Annotated in this window: 21 protein-coding genes; 4 read left to right on the top strand and 17 right to left on the bottom strand. The window is 66.7% G+C overall.

The window, feature by feature from the left end; translation table 11 throughout:
* Positions 1–60: 60 nt before the first annotated feature.
* Both HG421_RS01790 and HG421_RS01785 read right to left on the bottom strand, forming a co-directional pair.
* Positions 61–474, bottom strand: coding sequence for a VanZ family protein (locus HG421_RS01790; RefSeq protein WP_169704678.1), 414 nt, complete (start codon positions 472–474; stop codon positions 61–63).
* Positions 462–1,715, bottom strand: a complete 1,254-nt coding sequence (locus HG421_RS01785) for a class I SAM-dependent methyltransferase (protein WP_211161769.1) — start codon at positions 1,713–1,715, stop codon at positions 462–464. The genes HG421_RS01790 and HG421_RS01785 overlap by 13 nt, the downstream gene beginning before the upstream one ends.
* Here HG421_RS01785 and HG421_RS01780 point away from each other — a divergent pair.
* Entirely contained in the window at positions 1,714–2,451 is a 738-nt protein-coding gene (locus HG421_RS01780; protein ID WP_169704675.1) for a pteridine reductase, read from the top strand. The genes HG421_RS01785 and HG421_RS01780 overlap by 2 nt on opposite strands.
* Positions 2,452–2,485: 34 nt before the next feature.
* Here the strand turns inward: HG421_RS01780 and folK are convergent, their stop codons facing one another.
* The 5 genes from folK to HG421_RS01755 all read right to left on the bottom strand — a co-directional run bounded on the left by folK (position 2,486) and on the right by HG421_RS01755 (position 7,498).
* The gene (gene folK, locus HG421_RS01775; RefSeq protein WP_169704673.1) at positions 2,486–2,995 is read right to left on the bottom strand and encodes a 2-amino-4-hydroxy-6-hydroxymethyldihydropteridine diphosphokinase; all 510 of its coding nucleotides are present in this window, start codon (positions 2,993–2,995) and stop codon (positions 2,486–2,488) included.
* 91 nt (positions 2,996–3,086) lie between these two features.
* Positions 3,087–4,589 (bottom strand): ATP-binding response regulator, encoded by a 1,503-nt coding sequence (locus HG421_RS01770; protein ID WP_169704671.1) that lies wholly within the window; start codon positions 4,587–4,589, stop codon positions 3,087–3,089.
* A gap of 3 nt (positions 4,590–4,592) precedes the next feature.
* A complete protein-coding gene (locus HG421_RS01765) occupies positions 4,593–5,033 on the bottom strand; it encodes a response regulator (protein ID WP_169704669.1) in 441 nt (146 codons plus the stop codon).
* Positions 5,030–6,841 (bottom strand): sensor histidine kinase, encoded by a 1,812-nt coding sequence (locus HG421_RS01760; RefSeq protein ID WP_169704667.1) that lies wholly within the window; start codon positions 6,839–6,841, stop codon positions 5,030–5,032. Before HG421_RS01760 ends, HG421_RS01765 begins: the two co-directional genes overlap by 4 nt.
* 285 nt (positions 6,842–7,126) lie before the next feature.
* Positions 7,127–7,498, bottom strand: a complete 372-nt coding sequence (locus HG421_RS01755) for a BON domain-containing protein (protein ID WP_169704666.1) — start codon at positions 7,496–7,498, stop codon at positions 7,127–7,129.
* A 149-nt stretch (positions 7,499–7,647) separates the two neighbouring features.
* Between HG421_RS01755 and HG421_RS01750 the strand changes: the two genes are divergently transcribed.
* Positions 7,648–8,706, top strand: a complete 1,059-nt coding sequence (locus tag HG421_RS01750) for an oxidoreductase (protein WP_169704664.1) — start codon at positions 7,648–7,650, stop codon at positions 8,704–8,706.
* A 52-nt stretch (positions 8,707–8,758) separates the two neighbouring features.
* Here HG421_RS01750 and gnd read toward each other — a convergent pair whose 3' ends face one another.
* The 8 genes from gnd to HG421_RS01710 form a co-directional block, all read right to left on the bottom strand.
* Complete coding sequence (gene gnd, locus HG421_RS01745) at positions 8,759–9,700, bottom strand: phosphogluconate dehydrogenase (NAD(+)-dependent, decarboxylating) (RefSeq protein ID WP_169704661.1); 942 nt, start codon at positions 9,698–9,700, stop codon at positions 8,759–8,761.
* A gap of 20 nt (positions 9,701–9,720) precedes the next feature.
* Complete coding sequence (locus HG421_RS01740; RefSeq protein WP_228330231.1) at positions 9,721–11,115, bottom strand: hypothetical protein; 1,395 nt, start codon at positions 11,113–11,115, stop codon at positions 9,721–9,723.
* Positions 11,116–11,208: 93 nt separating this feature from the next.
* Positions 11,209–11,589: a glycine zipper 2TM domain-containing protein gene (locus tag HG421_RS01735; protein WP_169704659.1), complete on the bottom strand. Its 381-nt coding sequence runs from the start codon at positions 11,587–11,589 to the stop codon at positions 11,209–11,211.
* A gap of 125 nt (positions 11,590–11,714) precedes the next feature.
* Entirely contained in the window at positions 11,715–12,506 is a 792-nt protein-coding gene (locus HG421_RS01730; RefSeq protein ID WP_169704657.1) for a DUF2242 domain-containing protein, read from the bottom strand.
* Positions 12,507–12,579: 73 nt separating this feature from the next.
* Complete coding sequence (locus HG421_RS01725; protein WP_169704655.1) at positions 12,580–13,644, bottom strand: DNA methyltransferase; 1,065 nt, start codon at positions 13,642–13,644, stop codon at positions 12,580–12,582.
* A complete protein-coding gene (locus HG421_RS01720) occupies positions 13,637–14,737 on the bottom strand; it encodes a hypothetical protein (RefSeq protein ID WP_169704653.1) in 1,101 nt (366 codons plus the stop codon). The genes HG421_RS01725 and HG421_RS01720 overlap by 8 nt, the downstream gene beginning before the upstream one ends.
* A gap of 22 nt (positions 14,738–14,759) precedes the next feature.
* Complete coding sequence (locus HG421_RS01715) at positions 14,760–16,163, bottom strand: nicotinate phosphoribosyltransferase (protein WP_169704651.1); 1,404 nt, start codon at positions 16,161–16,163, stop codon at positions 14,760–14,762.
* A gap of 128 nt (positions 16,164–16,291) precedes the next feature.
* Positions 16,292–17,347 (bottom strand): bifunctional nicotinamide-nucleotide adenylyltransferase/Nudix hydroxylase, encoded by a 1,056-nt coding sequence (locus tag HG421_RS01710; RefSeq protein WP_169704649.1) that lies wholly within the window; start codon positions 17,345–17,347, stop codon positions 16,292–16,294.
* A gap of 177 nt (positions 17,348–17,524) precedes the next feature.
* Between HG421_RS01710 and HG421_RS01705 the strand changes: the two genes are divergently transcribed.
* Complete coding sequence (locus tag HG421_RS01705; RefSeq protein ID WP_169708057.1) at positions 17,525–18,391, top strand: endonuclease/exonuclease/phosphatase family protein; 867 nt, start codon at positions 17,525–17,527, stop codon at positions 18,389–18,391.
* Positions 18,392–18,624: 233 nt separating this feature from the next.
* Here the strand turns inward: HG421_RS01705 and HG421_RS01700 are convergent, their stop codons facing one another.
* Positions 18,625–19,536 (bottom strand): LysR substrate-binding domain-containing protein, encoded by a 912-nt coding sequence (locus HG421_RS01700; protein WP_211161768.1) that lies wholly within the window; start codon positions 19,534–19,536, stop codon positions 18,625–18,627.
* A gap of 82 nt (positions 19,537–19,618) precedes the next feature.
* On the opposite strand from HG421_RS01700, the gene HG421_RS01695 reads away from it, so the two are divergent.
* Complete coding sequence (locus tag HG421_RS01695; RefSeq protein WP_169704645.1) at positions 19,619–20,362, top strand: sulfite exporter TauE/SafE family protein; 744 nt, start codon at positions 19,619–19,621, stop codon at positions 20,360–20,362.
* Between the two features lie 84 nt (positions 20,363–20,446).
* On the opposite strand, the gene HG421_RS01690 is transcribed toward HG421_RS01695, so the two are convergent.
* On the bottom strand, positions 20,447–22,606 hold the full coding sequence (locus HG421_RS01690; protein ID WP_211161809.1) for a carboxy terminal-processing peptidase: 2,160 nt from the start codon (positions 22,604–22,606) through the stop codon (positions 20,447–20,449).
* Positions 22,607–22,812 lie beyond the last annotated feature (206 nt).

Here is a 22,812-nt window from a genome sequence, read left to right as displayed (position 1 = left end):
TGGGCGGGCAAGGGCCCTGCAGTGAATCTGCAGCCCCACACCCACCGTCTTGCCAACCAATCAACGCGGACCAAACAAGCGCCGATCGATCCGCAGCATCACAAAACGCAGCGGCGTCCATGCCAGGCACAGCCCGGCCAGGATGCCCAGCGTATCGGCCAGCGCATCGTACGGATCTGCGCTGCGATTGGTGGTCAGCGCGCCTTGCGCGATCTCGATCCCGATCCCCAGCAGCACCAACCCGAACGCAGCCAGCAACAGCGCGCGACGGGTTGCGAACAACTGCACCGCCCCCCAACTCAGCAGCGCGAAACTCAGGAAGTGCTCGGCCTTGTCGCTGTTGGACGGCAGCTCGGGAAATTCCGGTGGTGGTCCCAGGCACACCGCGATCAGCACCACGATCGCCGCGATCCACAGTCCCGTCCACAGCGCCGGCCGGTGGAACGGCCGCAGCGCCGCCGTCACAGCCGCCACGTGAGATCGCCAGCCAGGAAGGCAGGGGCGAAATCCACCTCGCGCGAGAAACCCATCACCTGGAAACGCTCGCCCATTTCGCTGGGCAGGGTGAGCTGCTTGACCTGCTGACGCAGGCGCATGCGCCCGACTTCATCGGTGCGCGCATCGGCCTGGGTCAGCAAGGTATCCAGGCCATTGCCCAGCAGGAAACTGGCCTGCGTGCAGTAACCGGCCAGCTCGAAACCGGCGCCGGTACCGGCCTCGGCCAAGGCGGTGAAGTCCACCGAGGCGGTCAGGTCCTGCAGGCCCGGCCAGCGATACAGATCCTCGTGCATGCGGTGGCGATAGAACGCGCGCAAGGTGCCGTCCTCGCGCTGCGCACGATAGAACTCGCCACGCGGGTAACCGTAGTCGACGAACAGCATCGCACCGCGTTTGAGTCCGCCGGCCACCGCCTGGATCCAGTACGGCAGCTGCGGCAACAGCTCGGAGCGGTAGCCGTCGGCGAACGGCTGTTGCAGATAGCGTTCCAGATGCCGTACCGCCGCGCTCAGCAAGGCATCGGCCGGCTGCTCGCCGCGCGCGAACTGCTGCTGCGCATCCAATACCACGGTTTCCTCATACACCTGCCCATCGCGCACCGCAAAGCGTGGCGTAGGCAGCGCGTCGATCACCTCGTTGGCGAACAGCACGCCGTCCCAATCGTCGGGGAAGGGTGCATCCAGCCACTCGACCAGATCGAACACCGGCGGAATCAGGCTGCGCCCCAGGCGCTCGCGCTGGCGTTCGCGCAGGTCGGCACTGGGTTCGAGAATCGCATAGCGCTCCGGCAGCGCATCCAGTTCCAGCAACCGCTTGAGCGTGACCTCGGCAAACGCACCGCTGCCACCCCCCACTTCCAGCACCCGCGCCTGCGGCCCCAGTTGCTGCAGCACCGGCGCCAGCGCACCGGAGACGGTGGCGGCGAACAGCGGCCCCAGCTCGGGCGCGGTGATGAAGTCGCCGGTCTCGCCGAACTTGCTCGACCCGGCGCTGTAGTAGCCCAGGCCCGGCGCATACAGCGCCAGCTCCATGAAACGCGAGAACGGAATCGCTCCGCCGGCCGCCTGGATGTCGGCGCGCAGATGCGCGGCCAACCGCTCGCTATGCGCCAGGGCGTCCGGATCGGGGGTGGGAAGGTCGGCGTGCATGCGGGCACCGGTTGCGAAGACAATGCACAGGATAGCCGAGCCCTCCGCAACGCCGAGCGAGTACGCCATGACAAACAGTTCCAAGGTGGTGTTGATCACCGGTGCAGGCCGCCGCATCGGCGCGCAGATCGCCACCACGCTGCACGCCGCCGGCTACCGCGTCGCGCTGCATGCGCACCGCTCCGGCCAGGCGCTGAGCGCGCGCGTGGCTAAGTTGTGCGCGCAGCGCGCGGGCAGTGCATGCGCCCTGCAGGCGGACCTGCGCCTGCCGCAGGCGCCCGCCCAGCTGGTGGACGACTGCATCGCCGCATTCGGGCGCCTGGATGCGGTGGTCAACAACGCCTCGGCGTTCTATCCCACCGCGCTTGGCCAGGCCACGCCAGCGCAATGGGACGAATTGTTCGCCGTCAACGCACGTGCGCCGTTCTTCATCGCCCAGGCCGCCGCCGCACAGCTGCGTCAGCACCGCGGCGCCATCGTCAACCTCACCGACCTGCATGCACAGCAGCCGATGCGCAATCACCCGCTGTACGGGGCCTCCAAGAGCGCACTGGAGATGCTGACCCGCTCGCTCGCACTGGAGCTGGCGCCAGAGGTGCGGGTCAACGCGGTGGCGCCCGGTGCGATCCTGTGGCCGGAGGAAGGCAAGGCCGCCGAGGCCAAGCAGGCACTGCTTGCGCGCACGCCGCTGGCGCGGATCGGCACGCCGGACGAAATCGCCGAGGCGGTGCGCTGGTTGCTCGACGACGCCAGCTTCGTCACCGGCCACACCCTGCACGTGGATGGCGGCCGCCAACTCAGCTGAAACTCAGCGGAGAATGGCCGGCCACACACCTGCGCTACTGCGCAGCACTCAGCGCAGGCGCATCCAGCTCCACCGTGGTGAACGCGCTGCCATGCTGCGGATGCGCCTGCCAGAGCGCGGCCAGCGTCTGCCCGCTCAACGGGTCCACGAAGTCCGGCGCGATATCGGCCAGCGGCTTGAGCACGAAGGCGTGCTTGAGCTCGGGCCGCGGGATGCGCAACTGCCCCGGTCCCTGGACGATGCTGTCGCCGAAGAACACCACATCCACATCCAGGGTACGGTCGCCCAAACGCGGCCCGCTGCGATCGCGGCCATGCGCATCTTCCAGCGCATGCAGCCACTGATCCAGTGCCTGCAAATCCAGATCGGTCTGCAGCGCCACGCCATTGTTGACGAAATCCGGCCCATCGAAGCCCACCGCCGGCGTGCGGTATGCCGGGGACACAGTGAGCGGGCCGAAGCGCGCGCGCAGGGCGGCCACGGCCAGGCGCAGGTAATGGGTCGGCTGGAGGTTGCTGCCGAGGCTGAGGAGCACGGTGGTCATGCGGTATTCGCGCATGCGGCCGGCGTCAGCGTCAACTGCTGCAGGCGTGCCCACTGCCGATCAACGGGCGCACCGCATGCAGCGCTCCGGCTCAGGCCACCTCGAGCGCGTGCGCCACCGCACGGAACACGCGGCGCATTTCCAGCGGCTTGCGCAATACGTGCACCGGGATATCTGCCGGGAAGTGCATCCGCTGCAGCGGCGAGCCCATGTCTTCCAGCACGATCGCCGGCCCCTGGTAACCCAGGTCCTGCATGCTCAGCAGCACGTTCACCGCGGACAGCTGGATGATGTCGCTGTCGATGATCACCAGGTCCGGCATGGCGTGCTGCTGCACCAGCTGCAGCGCCGCAAAGCCATCGGTGGCCAGCTGCGGCTGGTATCCCTGGCTGGACAAGGCATTGCCCAGCAGCGACAGGCGCGTGGCCTCGCCATCCACCAGCAGGATGCGCTGCCCATGGCCCGGCGCGAGCGGCAGTTCGGTATCGACCATCGCAACCGCGGCCGCGCGCATCGGCACGATCATGTCGAAGCGCGTGCCTTCACCCAGCCGGCTATCGACCTGGATGCTGCCGCCGTAGCTTTCCACGATGCGCTTGCACGAAATCAGCCCCAGCCCGGTGCCATCGACCTTGGTGGTGAAGAAGGGGCTGAACAACCGCGCACGGGTGTCATCGCTCATGCCCACGCCGGTATCGGCCACGCTCATGCGCACGCGCGTGGCATCGAAACGCTCGGCAGAGAGCATCAAGGTGCCGCCACCCGGCATGGCCTGGATCGCATTCAAGCCCAGGTTGAGCAGGCATTGCTGCAGCTCGGTGTAGTTGGCTTCGATGGTCAGATCGGCCGCGATCGGCTCCATCTGCAAACGCACGCCATCGGGCAGGCTGCTCTTGAGCAGCATCTGCACCGCCGAGAACAGGTTGGCGATGGACACCTGCTCGCGCGGCTTGTTGGAACCGCGCACGAACGACAGCATCGACTCGGCCATCTCGTGCCCGCGTCGGCCGCACTCGGCCACCACGTTGGCCAGCTGGCGCAGCTGCGGATCGTCGGTGCGGCCGGCCAGCAGGTCGGGCACGATCAGCAGCGGCTGCAGGATGTTGCGCAAATCGTGGCTCAAACCGGCTGCCAGCATCGCCAGGCTTTCCAGGCGCTGCGCGCGCATCAGTTCGCTCTCCACCCGCTGGCGCTCCAGATCCGCACGCGCCTCGCGGATGGCGCGCACCACCGCGCTCGGCAAGCGCGTCGGGTTGTGCTTGATGATGTAGTCGTTGGCGCCATCCTGCAGCGCCTTGACCGCGGTTTCCTCACCCATGGTGCCGGAGACGAAAATGAAAGGGATGGCACCGTTCTGGCGCACCAGGCGCAGCGCCTGATGGCCGGAAAAGCCGGGCATGCTCAGATCCGACAGCACGATGTCCGGCTGAAACACGTCCAGCACGCTGCGCAACGACGGCTCGCTGTCCACACGCTCGAACACCGCATCGATACCGGCATCGAGCAACTGATCGGACAACAGCTCGGCGTCTTCGGGTGAATCTTCCACCAGAAGGATCTTCAGCTGCTCCAGTTTGCCCCCCTCATGCGGCATGGCTCAGTCCAGCTCCGGTGCCTGGTTGATGACTGCCCAGAAGGTGCCGAGCGTCTTGACCGCGTTGAAGAACTGGTCCACATCCACCGGCTTGACCACATAGGCGTTGACGCCCAGGTCCCAGCTGCGCGCCAGGTCGCTCTCCTCGCGCGAGGACGACAGGATCACCACCGGCAGGCGCTTGAGCGTTTCATCGCTGCGCACCTGCTTGAGCACTTCCAGCCCGTCCAGGCGCGGCATCTTGATGTCCAGCAGCAGTACCGCCGGCAGGCCTTCCTCGCGGTTGGCGTAGGCGCCACGGCGCAGCAGGTAGTCCATGGTTTCCACGCCGTCCTCGACGTGCACGATGGGGTTGGCCAGGCGCGCATCGCGCAGGGCGTCGACCGCCATCTCCGCGTCGGCCGGGCTGTCTTCTGCCAGAAGAATGGTACGGATGGCACTCATACGGTGAACTCTTGGTTGGGCGCCTCATGCGCAGGGGGTAACTCGAAATAGAACGTGGCACCTTCATCGACCACGCCTTCGGCCCAGATGCGGCCACCGTGACGCGTCAGCACCCGTCGCACGCTGGCCAGGCCAATGCCGGTGCCGGCGTACTCGCTGGCCTTGTGCAGCCGCTGGAACACACCGAACAGCTTGCCGCTGTACTCCATGTCGAAGCCGGCGCCGTTGTCGCGCACGCTGAACTGGTGGCCGCCCTCGGCCGTCGGCACATAGGTGACCTCGATCCTGGCCACCTCGCGCTTGGCGCTGTACTTGACCGCGTTGCCCAGCAGGTTCATCCATAGCTGGCGCATCATGTTTTCGTCGGCCACCAGCACCGGAAGCGGCGCGATCTGCCACTCCACGCGGTGGCCGGTGTTCTCGCTCTTGACATTGGCATCCAGGATCGCGCGGGTTTCGGCGACCAGCGATTGCATGTCCACCGCCTGCAGCCGCAGCGCACCACGGCCCAGGCGCGAATACACCAGCAGATCGTCGATCAGCGAGGCCATGCGCCGCGCCGAGCTGCCGATCACTTCCATGTAATGGCGCGACTTCTCATCGGCGGCATCGCCCAGATGGCGTGCCAGCTTGTCCGAGAATCCGGCCACATGGCGCAGCGGAGCGCGCAGGTCGTGCGAGACCGAATAGCTGAAGGCCTCCAGTTCGCGATTGACCTCCGACACCTGCTCCACCTTGCCCTCCATCTGCCGATTGAGCTCGGTGATACGCAGCTGCGAGGCCTTCTGCAGGCTGATGTCGCTGACCGTCATCAGCACCACGTCCTCGTCCATGGTGTCGGGCAGCGGCATGCGCCGCGCATTGATCAGCATGGTGCGCATCACCCCGTCGGCGGCGCGTTGCTCGTGCTCGAAATCCCACAGCTCGCGGCCGCGCAGCAATACGTCGGCCAGGCGCTGGTGAATCTGCTGGTCGCGCCACACGCCCTCGCCCACGTCTTCCAGCGCCATCAATTCGTTGCCGCGTTCCTCCAGGCCGTACAGCTCGGCGAACGCGGGGTTGTGCAGCACGATGCGCTGGCTGGCATCCAGCAGCACGATCGGCTCGCGCACGGTCTGCAGCACCGAGCTGGCGCGGCCGTTGGCGCGCAGGTATTCCTGCTCGGCCGCCAGCCGGCGCCGGATCTGCCGTTGCAGCAACCAGATCACCGTGGCCAGCAACAGCAACTGCACCGCCAGCGCAACCCAGCTCAGCACCGTGTAGTGCATGCGCTCGGTCGCCGCGCGCGCATTGCGTAGCGCCAGCAACCGGCCTTCGGCAGCTTGCAGGTCGTCGATCAAGACGCGGATCGGGTTGTTCACCGTCATGTCGTTGATCAGTGTGCGGATCTGCTCCGGCTCGGTGGTCACCGCGATCCGCTCGGCCAACAGCAGCCGGCGCTCGATCGTGCTCTGGATCCGCCCCATGCGCACCAGCTGCGACGGATTGTCGTTGGTCAGCGCCACCAGACGGGCCACCGCCGCCATGGATTCGCGCCGGCCCCGGCGCATGCGTTCCAGCAACGCCGGGCGCTCCACGCCGTGCGAGCGCATCAGCGCGGCCGATTCGGTGTCGCGCATCGCCGCTTCCAGCCGCTGCGCGGTCTCCTGCACTTCCTGGCTGTGCGACACCCATACAGCCGCCCGATTGGCGTTGCGCGCCATCTGCTGCAACAGCAAGGACGGCACCACCACGATCAGGCACACCGCCACCGCCAATGAAGGCAGTCGCCAGCGATCCCATTTGTCTGCTTGGGCAGTCGTCTGCATTACCAGGTCTGTATCCGCTCGCTGCAAGTGCCCAGGTCGGCTCGGCATTGTCTCCGATCGCGCCCCAAACGAGATTAATGATTCAGCAAATTTCGGTTACCACTGTGACATTGCTGAATGGGCATATCATAAGTGCAGCAAACGTGAAAACTACGAGAGCGACCGGCCGCTTGTCGGCGCGTTCCCGCGGTTGGACAGACAAAAAAGGCGCACTCCTAAGGAGTGCGCCTCGTGCTCGGTCCAGCCGCCTCGCCTCGGCCGGCCCGGCATTCGCAACGGCTGCGCTTACTTCTTCGCAGCAACGACCTTCAGGCCGGTCGATTTGACGCTCTTGACGCCTTCGATGCCCTTGGCCACGGCCACGGCCTTGTCGTGCTCGGCCTGGGTGGCGACCGAACCGGTCAGCATCACGATGCCGTTCTTGGTCTCGACCTTGACGTCGGTACCGGACACATTTTCGGTCGCCAGCAGATCGGCCTTGACCTTGGTGGTGATCCAGGTGTCGGTGACCGGCTTCTTGGACTCGTTCATGCCGGCGGCATGGTCCTTGTGCGCGCCCATGTCCTGCGGCGCGGCAAATGCCTGCGTAGCACCCAGGGTCAGGCCCAGCGACAACGCCAGCGCCAGCAACGTGCGTGCATGCTTGATGGTCTTCATTCGAAACACTCCGGTTGAACGTGGCCGCAGCTTGCGGTGGCGCTCGTCGAGCAGACGTGACCGTTGCATGCAGGCGCCGTGAACCCGGTGAACACGGGTGGGTGCAATACCATGCGGGTTCCTTCCGTCGTTGCGATGAACCGTTTTCAATGCCTAAACCGTTCAATCTGGCCGTCGTCGGCTATGGCTATGTCGGCCATACCTTTCATGCACCACTGATCGCCAGCACGCCCGGCCTGCAGTTGCACAGCGTGGTGTCGTCCAAGCCGCAACAGGCGCAGGCAGATTTTCCCGGCATCGACGTGGTCGCCGACCTCGCCACTGCACTGGCCGATCCGGCACTCGATGCGGTGGTGCTGGCCACGCCCAACCAGACCCATGCGCCATTCGCGCTGCAGGCGCTGGCGGCCGGCAAGCACGTTCTGGTGGACAAGCCCTTCGTGCTGGATGCCGCGCAGGCGCGCACCGTGGCAGACGCCGCCGCAGCCGCCGGGCGTATCGTCAGCGTGTTCCAGAACCGCCGCTGGGACGCCGACTTCCTGACCTTGCGCCGGCTGATCGACGAAGGCCAGCTGGGCGAGGTGGTGGAATTCCATTCGCACTTCGATCGCTATCGCCCGCAGGTGCGCGACCGCTGGCGCGAAAGCGACAGCCCCGGCGCCGGCCTGTGGTACGACCTGGGCCCGCATCTGCTCGACCAGGCCCTGCAATTGTTCGGCATGCCGCAGGCGATCGGCGCAGACCTGCAGCGCCAGCGCAGCCAGGCGCGCAGCGACGATTATTTCCACGTCACCCTGCACTACCCGCGGCTGCAGGCGATCCTGCACGCCGGCTCGCTGGTGGCCGACAACCGCCTGCGTTTTGCAGTGCATGGCACGCGCGGCAGCTATCTCAAGCATGGCCTGGATACGCAGGAAGATCAGCTGCGCGCCGGGCGTCGCCCCGGCACGGTCGGCTGGGGCGTGGACCCGTTGCCGGGCACGCTGACGCGCGTGGACGAAGAAGGCCGGGTACACACCCATCAGCCTGACAACCTGCCCGGCGATTATCGCCAGTGCTACGCCGCCTTCCGCGACGCACTGGCCGGCACCGGTCCGGCACCGGTCGCCGCGGACGAGGCGGTGCAACTGATGCATCTGCTGGAGCTGGCCCAGCGCAGCGCGGCAACCGGCCAGGTGCAGTGGCTCGAGGGCGTGCGTACGCCGTAAGGCGAAGGTGACCGCGCCGGCATTGCGGCGGGCGCAGTCATCCAAATGCCGCTTACGCGTCCTTGCTGCCGATCGTCGCGGAGGCCGCCTTGGTGGTCATCACCGCATGCCCGCCGAACTGGTTGCGCATCGCTGCCAGCAGCTTGTCGGTAAACGAATCCTTGTCGCGCGAGCGCAGCCGCTCCATCAGCGACAGCGTGATGATCGGCGCCGACACTTCCAGATCGATCGCCTCGGCCACCGTCCAGCGGCCTTCGCCCGAATCGGCCACGAACGGCGCGATGCCGTCCATCGCGGGGTTGTGGCGCAACGCATCGGCGGTGAGATCCAGCAGCCACGAACGCACCACGCTACCGTCGCGCCAGATCTCCGATACCTGGTGCAGATCCAGCGCAAAGTCGGTCTTGTGCTGCATCAACGCGAAGCCTTCGGCATAGGCCTGCATCATTCCGTACTCGATGCCGTTGTGGACCATCTTGGTGAAGTGGCCGGCGCCACTGGGGCCCACCCGCCCCCAGCCCTTGTCCGGCGCAGGCGCCAGCGTGGCCAGGATGGGATGCAGCGTGGTCACTGCCGCTTCCTCACCGCCCACCATCAGGCTATAGCCTTCCTTCAAGCCCCAGACGCCACCACTGGTACCGCAGTCGACGAAGGCGATACCGCTTTCCTGCAGCAGCGCGGCGCGACGTTGCGAATCCTTGTAATACGAATTGCCGCCATCGATGACGATGTCGCCGGCCTGCAGCAACGGCAGCAACTGCGCCAGGGTGTCATCGACGATCTTGCCAGCCGGCACCATCAGCCAGACCACGCGCGGGCTCGGCAACGCGGACACCAGCGCGTCCAGCGCATCGGCGGTCACGATCCCCTTGGCCTGCGCACTGCTGCGCGCGCTCGCGCCCGGATCGTAGCCATGCACGCGGTGCCCGCCGTGCACCAGGCGCTCGGCCATGTTGGCGCCCATGCGGCCCAAACCCACCATACCCAGTTCCATAACCACTCCTCATGCTCTGATCAGTGCAGGGTGCCACGCCCGGCGTACGCCGGCGTGGCGGAATTCTCAATGGATTGTTCCGCGGCGGTGCTGGTGGCGCACTGTTGCAGCTGCCAGTCGATCCAGCGCCAGTACAAGGTGGTACGCAGATTGTGCAGGGTCAGGTCGATGGCGTAGGGGGTACGCGGGTTGCGGTCCAGCAACCGCGCCACGTGATAGCCGATCGGCTTGACGCCCTTGGGATGCACGTACACCACAAACCCCTGGTAGAACGGATCGTCCAGCAGCGTCTGCACCTGCTGCAGCTGCGCCTGCTGCTGGGGATCCAGGCTGGCGCGCAGCGAGGCGTCGCGCTCGTACAGCAAGCGTTCGAAGCGTCGCTTTCCCGGCCCGCGTAGCGACGTGGACAACTGCCAGATCCGCCGGTTGAGTGCGTCGTAATGCGCAAAGCCGCCGTGCTTGGCCAGTGCCTGCGCCGCCGCATCGCTGACATCCACCACCACGAAGTTTTCGGCCTGGTTATGGATATCGTCCAGATAGGCCTTGTCGAACACGTGCGCGATGAAACCCGGCGCACCCACAAAGGCCTGCCGCCCCAGCTGCGCGGTCTTGGCCGCCTTGCCATCGGCGAACAACGTGCCGGCGTGCGTGCCAAGCAGAATGCTGTCGGTGTCGTGCAGGGTCAGGAAGGTGCCGATCGACAACTCGCCGGGCGTGAACACCTGATCGAACCCGGCATCGCCATACAACTCACGCTGGGTGGCGAGCTGGGCCACCTGTCGCCCCACCCCGCATTCGGAGCGCACATGGCCGCGATAGAACGCATCCAGTGCCTGCGCGTTGCTGGCACGCGGCTGATAGCCACGGCCGAAGCTGCGAAACCCGCTCCAGCCCTGCGCCGCCGCGCCGCGCCAGCCAAAGCCGATCCAGCCCAGCTGCACTGCCGAAAAGCGGTAATTCGGATTGTTCTGCAGTTGGGTCACCGCGCGCCGTGTCGCGGCCCCGACCTCGAACCCATAGGCGCAGTGCGTGGCCGGATCGTCCAGCAGCGCCTTCAGTGCGGCGCTGCGTTGCGGCGTGCCCCAGGCTGCGGGAAAAGTGGCCTGCAGGTCGCCGGCCGCCTGCGCCTGCGCCAGCGATCCCCGCGTGCAGGGTGCGCCGCGCGCAATGACCGGCGCGTCGACCGCTGCCTGGCGAATGGTCCAACCCAGGCGTTGCAACAGCGCCTGCACGCAGTCGGCGCCGGCTGCGCCTGCCGCTTCGCCGGGTGCAGCAGTCGCCGCCTGCAGCAGCTGCGCAGCGACCAGCACCGCGGCACAGCACAGCCTCGCCAGACGGGTACGCACGCGATGCCGCGTGGCCACGTAGATGGAGGGCGATGCACGCAGACGGCACGGCAGCTGCAGATTGCTCATTCGCACAACAGTGGAGATTGAAGGCGTTGTCTTCTTGACTACAACACAAAAGCCCCGGCATGGCCGGGGCTTTGCGGATTCACTGCATCAGGCTCAGCTGCGTTCGCAGACGCGCTCGACGCGGCGGTCGCCGTTGGCCTGCTGGCGGTTGCCCTGGATGGTGCGGCCCGCCGCGCCACCTGCCACTGCACCGGCCACCGTTGCCAGCTTCTTGCCGTTGCCGCCGCCCACCTGGTTGCCGAGCAGGCCGCCGATGGCCGCGCCGGCCACGGTGCCGCCAATGCGATTGGGGTCGGTCGAATTCTTCTGCACTTCCACGTTGCGGCAGCGCACGCGCGTACCGTCGGAAAACTTGCGGCCCTCGTCGGCTTCCGTGTAAGAGCCTCGATGCGAATAACTCTGCGCCTGCGCAAACGTACTGGTCGCCATCAGGCCGATCATGGCCAAGCCCAGCAGGGATGTGTGGATCTTCATCGTCGCTCTCCATCGTTCTCGCCCGCTCGGGCTGTCATGGCCCGCACTCTGTTCGCCTGATCGAGAACACCACGTGAAGCGCGTCTGCGGCGATTCAGGCTTTGGCGCGGAGCATGAACCGTTCGTCACGGCTGCGTCGACGGCTCGTGCTGCGGTTCCTTTGCCGGCGCCGGCGGCGGGTCCTGCGCCTCCACCGGCAACGGCGCCACCGGGGGCTGCGCCACCGCCGCTGGGGAGCCAGTGGCCGGTGCGACCGACCCCACCGGCGCATTGGCAGCCGATGCCTGCGCAGGTGGTGCTGCGGGCGCCGGTGGTGCGGCAGGTGCTGCCGGTGGATGTGCCGGCGCCGGTGCGGGCGCGGGCGCCGCTGCGGCGGGTACCGCTTCGGTCACCTTGGGCAGATACGAGGTCAGGCGCTCGAAGAAGCGCTTGTAGAAGGCCGCGTCCTGCACGGTGGTACTGGACACGCGCACCAGCGAATCGCCGCTGCTGCCAACCGGCAGCGACACCGATCCCAACACGCCCACTCCCACGCTGGCGGAGGTCGTACTCTTCTTCAAGGCATAGCGGTCCTGCAGCGCGCTGACGAACACCTGCGCCTTGCCGCCGTCCTGAGTGGCGCAGGAGATGCGCAAGTTGAGTTGCTCGCTCTGCTCAGCGTCCTTCAACTGGAAGTTCTTGCTGCCCTCCACCGCCGCCGCATCGGCACGGGTGACGGCGTAGCCCTGGCTCAACAGCACGCGCCGAGCCGCTTCGCAGGCCTGTGGCGAGCTGGCCGCCACGCTGCGCGAATAGGTGTCGTCGGAATCGAACGACTCACGCATCAGCATCGTGTCGCCCTTGCTGCCACCGCAGCCGGCCAGGGTTGCCAGCGCGCCGAGCAGTGCGCCATGCGCGATCAGGGAAGTACGAGACATGGGAAGATTCCATCATCCAAAACCGGCCAAAGCATAGCCGCAACCCATGTGCGCGCGGTGTCGCCTCGCCTGCTCAGGGCATCGGCGGTTCATCCGCTGGCAGTTGCAGGTCCACCTGCAGGCGGCTGCCATCGGCACCGATGCGTTCGGCGCGCAGGTAGTGATGCGCGCGAACCGCCGCCAACGGCACCGGTGCCCGGCAGGGCTCGCCCCATAGGCTCAGGCTGAAGCCCTGCGCCTGCAGCCAGGCGGTCAGCCGGTCCCATAACGGCTGCTCGGCACGCAGCATCAGGTCCAGGTCGGCCGGCCCGTCAGGCACCAGGGTGGGCGACTGCAGCCAGCGTGCGTAGCTGCCATGCACCCGCACCGGCACGCCCAGCGCCTGTACGGCCCGCAGCAACTGCGCAGCCTTCGCCAGGTCCAGCTGCGCCCGGCAGTGCTGGAAGATCAGCGCGTATTCGTGGCTGCGGTTGCTGCCGGTGCGTGCATGCGCAATACCACCGGCTGCGCGCTGGTAGCACAGCACCCGCTCGTCGTGCAGCGTAAACAGGCTGCCCAGGATCCGGCCAAGGTCCCAGGCCTGCGGAATCAGTCGCCCGCCAAGACAGATGTTCTCCACCATCACCACGCCGAATGCATCGGCGCGCAGCCGCCGTCGCAGCGCATGGAACACCGCGCGCATGCCGGCAAGATAGCCGGCGTAATCGGCACTGGCGTACAGCTGGCCTGGCTGCGCTTCACCGCGCCACTGGCAGCCGAAATACGGCACGTTGGTCAGGCACAGATCGATCGCCGCTGCGGGTGCCGTCTGCACCAGGCTGCCGACCACGACCGGCGCATCCACCCCATGCCGCTGCAGCCGTGTACGCGCCACCTGCGCCCGCGCGGCATCGATTTCCATGCCGTGCGCGTTGCGGCCTTCGAGCGCTGCGGCGAGCAAGGTGGTACCGAATCCGCAGAACGGGTCGAACACCTGCTCGCCCGGCAGGCTGAAGTGGCGCACGAACGGGCGCATCTGGTTGACCCAACCGCAGTCGCGGCCGTGCAGCGGATCGCTGGCACGCAGATCCTCCGGCAACGCCCAGGCGGCATCGTCGGCGCTCGGTGTCCACCAGCTACGCTGATCGAACTCATCCATCGGCCGGCTCCCACAGCACGTCGGCGTCGGGGTCCCAGCCGGCGCACAGGCGGCCATTGGCGAAGAACACCAACTTGTAGATGTCGCCGGTGGCATGACGCGCATGCATGGCCGCGTAATCGGCACTTTCGAACACCACCTGCAGGCCGTCGTCGCCACGCAGGCGCACATTCCAGAAGTAATACCCTTCGGTCATGCCGTCGAGCTGCCACTGCGCCCACCATGGCTGCTGCATGCAATCGGCCAGCAATGGCTCCACGCCGATGCGCTGCCGTTCGATATAGCGCCAGGTGCCGTTGCTGCGATATGCCTCGTCCAGCCGCGACAACTCGCGGAAGATGACCTGGCTGGCACCGCAGCGGCGTGCCCACGCGATGTAGTGCGCCACATCTTCGGCACGGCAGATGCCATCGCGTTGCACGATGCAGACCAGCCGTACCGGCAGGCGTTCGGCAATGCTGCGCGCGGTGCGCATGAAGGTGGACGCATCGGCGATGGGCTCGTCCGCCCGAAACCGCATGATGGCATCGTTGCGCGCCTGCAACGGATGGTGGCGCGACAGTTCGATCCACGACAACCCGAATTGGCTCAGTGCATCCAGCAGGCGCTCGCCTTGCGCACGCGCCAGGCCCGCCCCGTTGCTGTAGAGCACGCGCTGCTCGACCTGCGGGCCATCCGGTGTCTGCGACAAGGTCTGCAGCAGGGTCTGCAGCCAGTGCGCGTCGTCGGTCATCTCCAGACCCGACAACGAATACGACAACGGCACTGCGTGCAGCACCTGCAAGGCGGCACGCAGCTGATCGAAATACGCCGGACCCGGCCGCAGCATGGACGCGGTCAGGCCACCGCCGTGCTGGCGCAGGTTTTCCGAACAGAACCCGCAGCGTGCCGAGCAGGGGCGCACCGACGCATACGGGGTGAAGGTGACCGGCAACGCCGTCCGATAGCTGCGTTCGCCGATACGCAAGCGATGCCAGCGGTTGCCCTCGTCCTGCAGCGGCACACGCCGCTGCAGGCTGGGTACTGCCGCGCGCAGCTGCGTCAACAGCGGCGAGGCGGGCGAAAGCGGTGCGTCGTCGATGGAAGCGGGCATGACCATGCCTGCGTGCCGCCGGTCAGCGGCGCGCCGCGTCGGCGCGCGCACGCACCTGCTCCAGCGTCCACTCCTGCTGCATCGCCCCGTTTTCCCACACCGTCACCAGCGCGTCCTCGCTGTCGGCGTTGGCAGTCACCTCGTCCAGCAACGCACTGCGGTAGCTGCCATCGCGACGGTCGCGCAGCAGGGTCAGCCGACCGCGCTTGCTCTGCTTGCCCTGGTCGGTGATCGGGTCCTTGTAGACGTCGATCCACTGCCCGTCCACACGCACCGCCGAGCACTTGAGTGCGAACTTCTGGGTGTCGCGGTCCACCTTCTGCAGCAAGGCACCGCCCATGCCGAAGGCGACATTGTCGGCTGCATAGCCGGCTGCGGTGATGCGCTCCAGAATCGCGCGCAGCGACTGCGGGTTGATGCCATCGCCCTGGATCACGCGCACGTGGTTGAGCACCTTGTAGCCCTTGCCGTTGAGCTGATGACCGAAGGCTTCGTCGAGCAGCAGCAGGCATTGTTCGACCACGTCCACCGGGTCGCCGGAATCGGGGCGGATCACCACTGTCGCGCCGGAGGCGACGATCTCCTCGCGCAAGGTGGTGCCCCAATGCTCGGCGATGGCGCGGTAGATGTCGTAGCTGTCCGAGACCACCGCCACGATGGAACCGGGCCGTGCGAACTGGGTGAGCATGTTGCGATACGCATCCACCTCGCGATCACGGCCCCAGCTGGTGATGGTGCTGTGTTCGGCGGCGGGAATCGAAAAGCCCGCCACCGGCGTGTGGTAGTGCGCGCGTGCCAACAGCAACGCCGACAAGGTATCGGTGCCGAGAAAGTTCACCAGATGCGCGGCGCCACCGAGGGCAGCCGAGCCCAGGCTGGACACGCCGCGCGCGCCGAAGTCGTGCAGCTTGAACGGCAACTGCCCTTCCGGATCGTCGCTGGTGCGCTCCAGGTAATCGCGCACGATCTGCTTCACCTGCCAGCTCACCGTGGCCACCGTCACCGGATACCACACGCGCAGCAACAGGGTTTCCAGATACGACGGCACCCAGAACCCCCTGGCGTCGGTGGACTCGATCGTCATCAGCACGTTGTGCGTGGGCACCACCGTGCCTTCGGGCACCGCACGGATGCGGATCGGCAACTGGCCGCCGAGACGGTCGACGATATCGCGCCAGCCGGCCTCGTTGAACGGCTCGCCGTGCGCGGCCAGCAAGGCCTTCGCATCGTCGATATCGGCGTGCGTGACCGGCCGGTTGATCGCTTCTTTCAGGATCGACTGCAGGCCGAAGAACACGGTCTGGTCGTATACGCCGCCGCGCGATTCGACATAGAAGAACGAGGCATCGGTACCGGGCGGATATTGCAGCCAGTGGCTGGCCTTGTAGCTATCGGTATTGAGCAGCAGGTTATCGAGGTAATGCATGACGGAAGCTCCTTCGCGTCGGGAAAACCGGCGGTCTGTCCGCCGGCGGGAGGCGGTGCTGCAAGCAAAAACACACGGTATGCGGCCAGCACCGATCGGTGCCGGCACGCAGGCGCATGCGGCTGCCTTCAACCACGGCCCAGGAAGAATTCAAGGATATGCAGGTGGTCTTCGTACAGACGCGGGCCCATCGCCATCACTTCGGCGATCGGAATCCAGCGCGCCTTGTCGGCATCGTCGCCACCGCGCACGACAGGCAGCTCGCCGGCCGGAAATTCGAAGTGGAAGGCATGGGTGATGGTGCGCCCGCGCAGGCTGCGGTCGGGATGGTCGAACACCTGGCGGGCACGCAACGAGCCCTTGAGCACCGGCACCGGCAGCTTGAGCCGGGTTTCTTCGCGCAGCTCGCGCAGGCAGCTGTCCAGCAGCCCCTCGTCCTGTGCAACGAAGCCGCCCGGCAACGCCCACAGGCCCTTGCCCGGCTCGGCACGGCGGCGCACCAGCAGCACGTGGCCCGAGTGCACCACCACCGCGTCGGTGGTCACGAAGGTGGGCGCATACGGCGCATCCTTCCAGGCAGCGCGGTAGTGCTCGATGAAACGGTATTCGGCCACCAGTTGCGCATAGCTGGGCGAATTGCGCCGGAACGCTTCGAGCATGTCGTAGACCGGCGCCGGCACATTGCCGCGCAGCATCAACAGCCCGCCATGGAAGCCGATGTCGCCAGCCTCGAAGAGATAGCGGCGCAACTCGGTGGCCGACAACGTGGCGGTGTGCTGCACATCTTCCAGCGGCCACTGCGGAAACTCGCGCAGGTAATAGCTGCTGGCATCCTTGTCCATGCCGATCAGGCCGACCCGCGCGTCCGGCGCGCCGCCATCGGCTTTTACCGCTTCGGCAACCTGGCGTTGCACCTCGGCAATCCACAGGCTCTCGTTATAGAGATGATCGCGCAATGGACGCAGGATCAGTCGCGCGTCCTCGCCCGGCAACGCGGACTCGATCATCACCGCGCGTTCTGCGACGGTCCAGGGATTGCGAATGGTGCGTGGCGTGTCGGCCGAGCCGATCAACACAATGAGCTTGTTCGCCTTGCCCAGCGCATGGCGGGCGACGGCGGCGTGGCCGTTATGAAAGGGCTCGAAACGCCCGATAAACACGAGATAATCGTACTGCGACGCCATGAGAATCCCTCACGGTTGGTGGGTCGCCAGCGGTCTGTCCGCTGGCTTGGTGCAAATGCTACGCCGATGCGCGGCGGCGTCAAGCGGGCGATGGTGTCTGCACACATCACCGTCGTGACACAGCAGTCATCATCGCTGGCTAGACTCGGTGCTCTTGTTTCCAGGGAGTTCGCCTGCATGCCTCGTCCGATCGCGCAGGTGCTGCTGCGCCGCCTTCTCGCCTCCGTTGCAGTGCTGTGCATCGCCCTGCCCGCACTGGCGGCAACGCCGGGCGCGCCGCTGCGGGTGATGTCGTTCAACGTGCGCGTGCCGGTCGATACCGACGGCGACAAACGCTGGCAGGCGCGTCGCGATGCCATGGTCGGGTTGATCCGTCAGGCGCATCCGGATGTCGTCGGCACCCAGGAGCTGGTACAGGAGCAGGCGCAGTATCTTGCAACGCACTTGCCGACCTATCGCTGGTTCGGCAAGGGACGCAGCGCCGACGGCGGCGATGAACACATGGGCGTGTTCTATGACAGCCGCGCGCTGACGGTGGTCGAATCGGGCGACTTCTGGCTATCCGAAACGCCCGACATTCCCGGCAGCAGCAGCTGGGGAACGGACCTGCCACGCATGGTCACCTGGGCGCTGTTTGAACGTCACAGCGACAAGCGCCGCTTCTACCTGTTCAACACGCATCTGCCGCACCGCGATCAGGATGAGCAGGCCCGCGAGCAAGGTGCCCGATTGATACTGTCGCGTATCGCGAAACTGCCTGCGGATAGCCCGGTGGTGCTGACCGGCGATTTCAACAGCGATCCGGACAAGCGTACCTACCCCACGCTCACCGCCGTGCTGGGCGATGCACGCACGCATGCACCCAAGCGCGACGGGCCGGAAAACACCTTCCAGGATTTCAGCACCCAGCCGACCCGGCGCATCGACTGGATTCTGTTCCGCGGCCTGACGCCCACCCGCTTCACCACCCTGGACGACCGCCCCGGTGGCATCCTGCCGTCCGATCATTATCCGGTGCTGGCCGAATTCGACTGGCCGCGCTGACAGCAGACGCACCGGCGCACCGTTGCGCCAACAACAACAGCGCCTGCCAAAGCCGCTATGAGGATCCGATCTAAAAGGGTGCCGCGCCCATGCGAAGTAGCTCATACACATCGCGAGCAAGCGTCATGTCGATGTGTAAAGCGCACGTGCATCAATGGGTGCACCGATGGGACATTGAAAGTCCGCGCACCGGCCACGTCCGCCTGGCGGCCGCGCAGCGATGTGTCGGCCGCTCAATCCGTTTGGGTGCCAGCCTGTGCCGCACTGGCCTGCAGCCATTCCAGCAAGGTCTGCAGGATCGCCGATGGCGTGTCGCGCCAGACGATGGACAGCTCGCGCCGCGCCCAGGTTTCGTCCAGCGGCACCGCCGCCAACTGCTGCCTGACGCTGGAGCACGCCAGCGCCGCGTGCGGCACGATGGCAACGCCCACACCGCGCGCCAGCATGCGGCACAGCGTCTCGATGCCGGGCACGCGCGCGCGGATGCGCAGATGCACGCCGGCCCTGGCCAGGTGCGTGCGCAGGTGACGCTGCAAGGCGTTGTCGGCCGACAAGGCCAGCAACTGCATCTGTGCGATATCGGCCAGGCGCACGCTGCCCGCAGCGGCCAGCGGATGGCTGGCGGCCATCGCCACCACCAGGCGATCCTGCCGGAACGGGCGCCGCTGCAGGCCGGTGAAATCCGCATGCCCGGCCACCACGGCCAGGTCGGCGCGTTCATCGCGCACCGCGTCGGCCGCCTCCTCGCTCCCCCACTCGGCCAGGGTCAGATCCACCCGCGGATGCGCCAGCAAGAAATCCGCCACGCATTCGGGTAGCCATTCCGAGAGTGCGGCCGTGTTGGCGGCCAGTCGCAGCGTGACCTGGCCGCCGATGCCATAGTCGCCAAGTTCGCTGCGCATCGCCTGCTCCTGCCGCGCCAGCACCCGTGCGTGCCGCAGCAACACCTGGCCGGCCGCGGTGAGCGTCACCCCGCGCCGGCCACGCTCGAACAGCGCCGCCCCGACCTGCAACTCCAGCGCACGGATGCGCGCACTGGCGGCCGCCAGCGACAGCGCCACGCGGTCGGCGCCGGCGGTGATGCTGCCAGTGTCGGCCACCGCGACAAAGATCCGCAGATCGACGAATTCCACCTGCATATGCACTCCCAGCCTTCGGCGTGGCCGAAGTCTGCCTCAAACAAAGACAGCTTGCCGGCTCAGCATCGCCACCCGGATCCTGGCGCCCATGAACGGACATGTTTCGCAGTGGCTGCTGGTTGCCGCGGTCTTCCTGCTGGCCGGCGGCGTCAAGGGCGTGGCCGGCATGGGGCTGCCGACGGTGGCGATGGGGCTGCTCGGGCTATGGCTGCCGCCCGGCCAGGCCGCCGCACTGCTGGTGTTGCCTTCGCTGGTGACGAATCTGCAGCAGGCCTGGGGGCCGGCGCCGGCAGCGCTGTTGCGGCGTCTGTGGCCGGTATTGGCACTCGTGGTGGCGGGCACCTGGCTGAGCGCCGGGGTGATGGTCGGCGGCGACCCACGCGTCCTGCGCGCCGCGCTCGGCGTGCTGCTGGTGGCCTACGCCCTGCTCGGGCTTGCGCGCCGGCAGTGGACGCTGCCGCCACGCCACGAACGCTGGGCCAGCCCGCTGACCGGACTGGTCGGTGGCCTGCTCAACGGCGCCACCGGTGTCCTGGTGATTCCGGTGGTGCCCTACCTGTCTGCGTTGGGCCTGCCGCGTGAGCTGTTGATCCGCGCACTGGCGGCGTGCTTCGGCACGGCAACACTCGCCCTGGCCATCGCGCTGGTCTGGCATGGCGGGGTGCCGCTCTCGGCCGGCCTGCCATCGCTGTTGGCGCTGGTACCCACCGCGGTGGGCGTATGGGCTGGCACGCGGGTGCGTCGCCGCATCTCTGCCGACCTGTTCCGCCAGGTGTTTTTCGGCACCTTGCTGCTGCTCGGCCTGCAGGCCTGCTGGCAGGCACTGGCCTGAGACCTCGCTGACAGCGGATGCCGCACACAAACGAAAACGCCACCGGCAAGCGGTGGCGTTGGTGGATCGGATGCGCCGCGGCGATCAGTCTGCCCAGCGCCCCGGGGCCGTGGATTGCGGCAGCACCTGCGCCGAAAGCGGTTGGTCCTGCGACAGCAGGCCCAGCGCATCGGCCAGGATGGCGGCCGATTCGTGCAACAACGGGTCCGGACGCTTTTCTGCCGCCTTCTCGCGCGCGGTGTCCTTGACGATGTCGCGTTCGCTGCCGGTCAGGCCGTCATCGGTGTCGTCGGCAAGCGGATCCAGCGGCAAGCCGAGCTGCTTGCGGATCTGCTGACGATCCTTGCGCTGCTGGTCCTGCTTCTGGCGTTCGGCCAGGCGCTCGGCCTCGTTCAAGGAAATGTACTTCTTGGCCTTCTCTTCGCGGAACTGCTTGACGTCCTCTTCCCACCACTGGAACTCCTTGTCGGTGGCGATGCGTGCGGTGTGCAGCGTCTGCAGCTTGGGCAGCAGCGGTGCGAAGTTGCCGTACTGGGTGTGTGGCGCGGCAGCGATGCGCGTCCACGGCAGCGCGTTGTCGTAGGTGCTCTCGCCGAATTCGGTGGCATCCACGCTGGCCGGGAAGGCGATATCCGGTACCACGCCCTTGTGCTGGGTGCTGGAACCGCTGACGCGGAAGAACTGCGCAATTGTCAGCTTGACCTGCCCGTAGCGCTGGCCTTCGGCGGCCGGCCACCGGTCCAGGTCGACGATGTTCTGCACCGTGCCCTTGCCGAAGCTGGTTTCACCGATCACCAGGCCACGGCCGTAATCCTGGATGGCGCCGGCAAAGATCTCCGATGCCGATGCCGAACCGCGATTGATCAGCACGCCCAGCGGGCCATCCCAGGCAACCTTCGGATTGCTGTCGCCATTGACGGTGACCCGGCCACCGGATTCGCGCACCTGCACCACCGGGCCCTGTTCGATGAACAGGCCGGTCAGTTCGATCGCCTCGTCCAGCGAGCCGCCGCCGTTGTTGCGCAGATCCAGCACCACGCCGTCGACCTTGTCGGTCTTGAAGCCAGCCAACAGCTTGGCAACGTCGCGCGTTGCAGACGCGTAATCGGTCGCGTTGCGACGACGCCCTTCGAAATCCTGGTAGAAGCCCGGCAGCTTGATGATGCCGATGCGGCGTTCCGGCTGACCGCCCTGGGCCGGCAGCGTGATGGTTTCGCCCTTGGCGGCCTGCTCGGCCAGGCGCACCTTCTGCCGGGTCAGCGTGACCGTGCGGTGCTTGCCGTCGATGCCCGATTCGGCCGGGATGTATTCCAGGCGCACCTGGGTGTCCTTGCTGCCACGGATCTTGGCCACCACGTCGTCGATGCGCCAGCCGATCACGTCCTCGATGGCGCCATTCTTTGCCTGGCCCACGCCGACGATGCGATCGCCCGGTTTGAGCGTGCCATCCACCGCCGCCGGACCACCCGGGATCACCTCGCGGATCACCACCATGTCGTCCTGCTTCTGCAGCTGCGCACCGATGCCTTCCAGCGACAGCGACATCTGCTGATTGAACGTCTCGGCAGTGCGCGGGGTGAAGTAATCGGTGTGCGGGTCAACCGCGTTGGTGTAGGCGTTGACGAAGAACTGGAATACGTCCTCGCCCTTGAGCTGCTTGACCGAGTCGGCGAGCGCGGCATAACGCTTGTCCAGTGTCTTGCGGATGTCGTCGGGCTTCTTGCCGGCCAGCTTCAGGCGCAGCCAGTCGTTCATCACCGACTGCCGCCACAGCACATCCAGCTGCTTGTCGTCCGATGCCCACGGCACGTCCTTGCGGTCGTACTCGAACTTGTCGCTGCCGTTGAAATCGAAGTCCTGCTTGAGCAGGTCGCGCGCGTACTTGACCCGTTGGTCGACGCGCTTGCGGTACACCGCAAAGACCTGGAATGCCGGTTCCAGATTGCCGCCGCGCAATGCGTCGCCCACACCTGCCTGCAGTGGCGCAAAACCGTCGATGTCGGCCTGGGTGAAGAATTGCTTGCCGCTATCGAGCGCTTCCAGGTACCGCTTGAAGACATCCTTGGCCATCGCCTCGTCCAGCGTGCGCGGCCGATAGGCATAGCGACTATCGGACAGCAGGCCATAGACGAGTTTGGTCGCGGTCGCCTGCTCGGGCGTGGCGGCCGCCGGCAGCGCGGTATCGGCGCGTGCGAGCAAGGCCATCGGAGTGGTCAACACCAGCGCCAGCAGGCCGGCCTTCATGGACGCAGAAACGTTGTAGGTCATCGAATGGCTCTCGGCACAGGGCCGATAAGGAAAGGCGGTGATCGGATCAGACAGCATGACAGTGCCGAAAGTTGCTGGCGTTGTCATCCGCTGGCTGAATCAGCCTAGCGCCGGGCCTGTATCGGATTGTGAACGAGACCGTACCTCGCTCAGCTGGATGCCGCCGCCGGATGCAAGACGGC

The organism is Xanthomonas campestris pv. badrii, from assembly GCF_012848175.1.
Taxonomy (GTDB): domain Bacteria; phylum Pseudomonadota; class Gammaproteobacteria; order Xanthomonadales; family Xanthomonadaceae; genus Xanthomonas; species Xanthomonas campestris_C.
The sequence above is the reverse complement of the archived record's forward strand: the minus strand, read 5'-3'. Positions and strand labels throughout refer to the sequence as shown.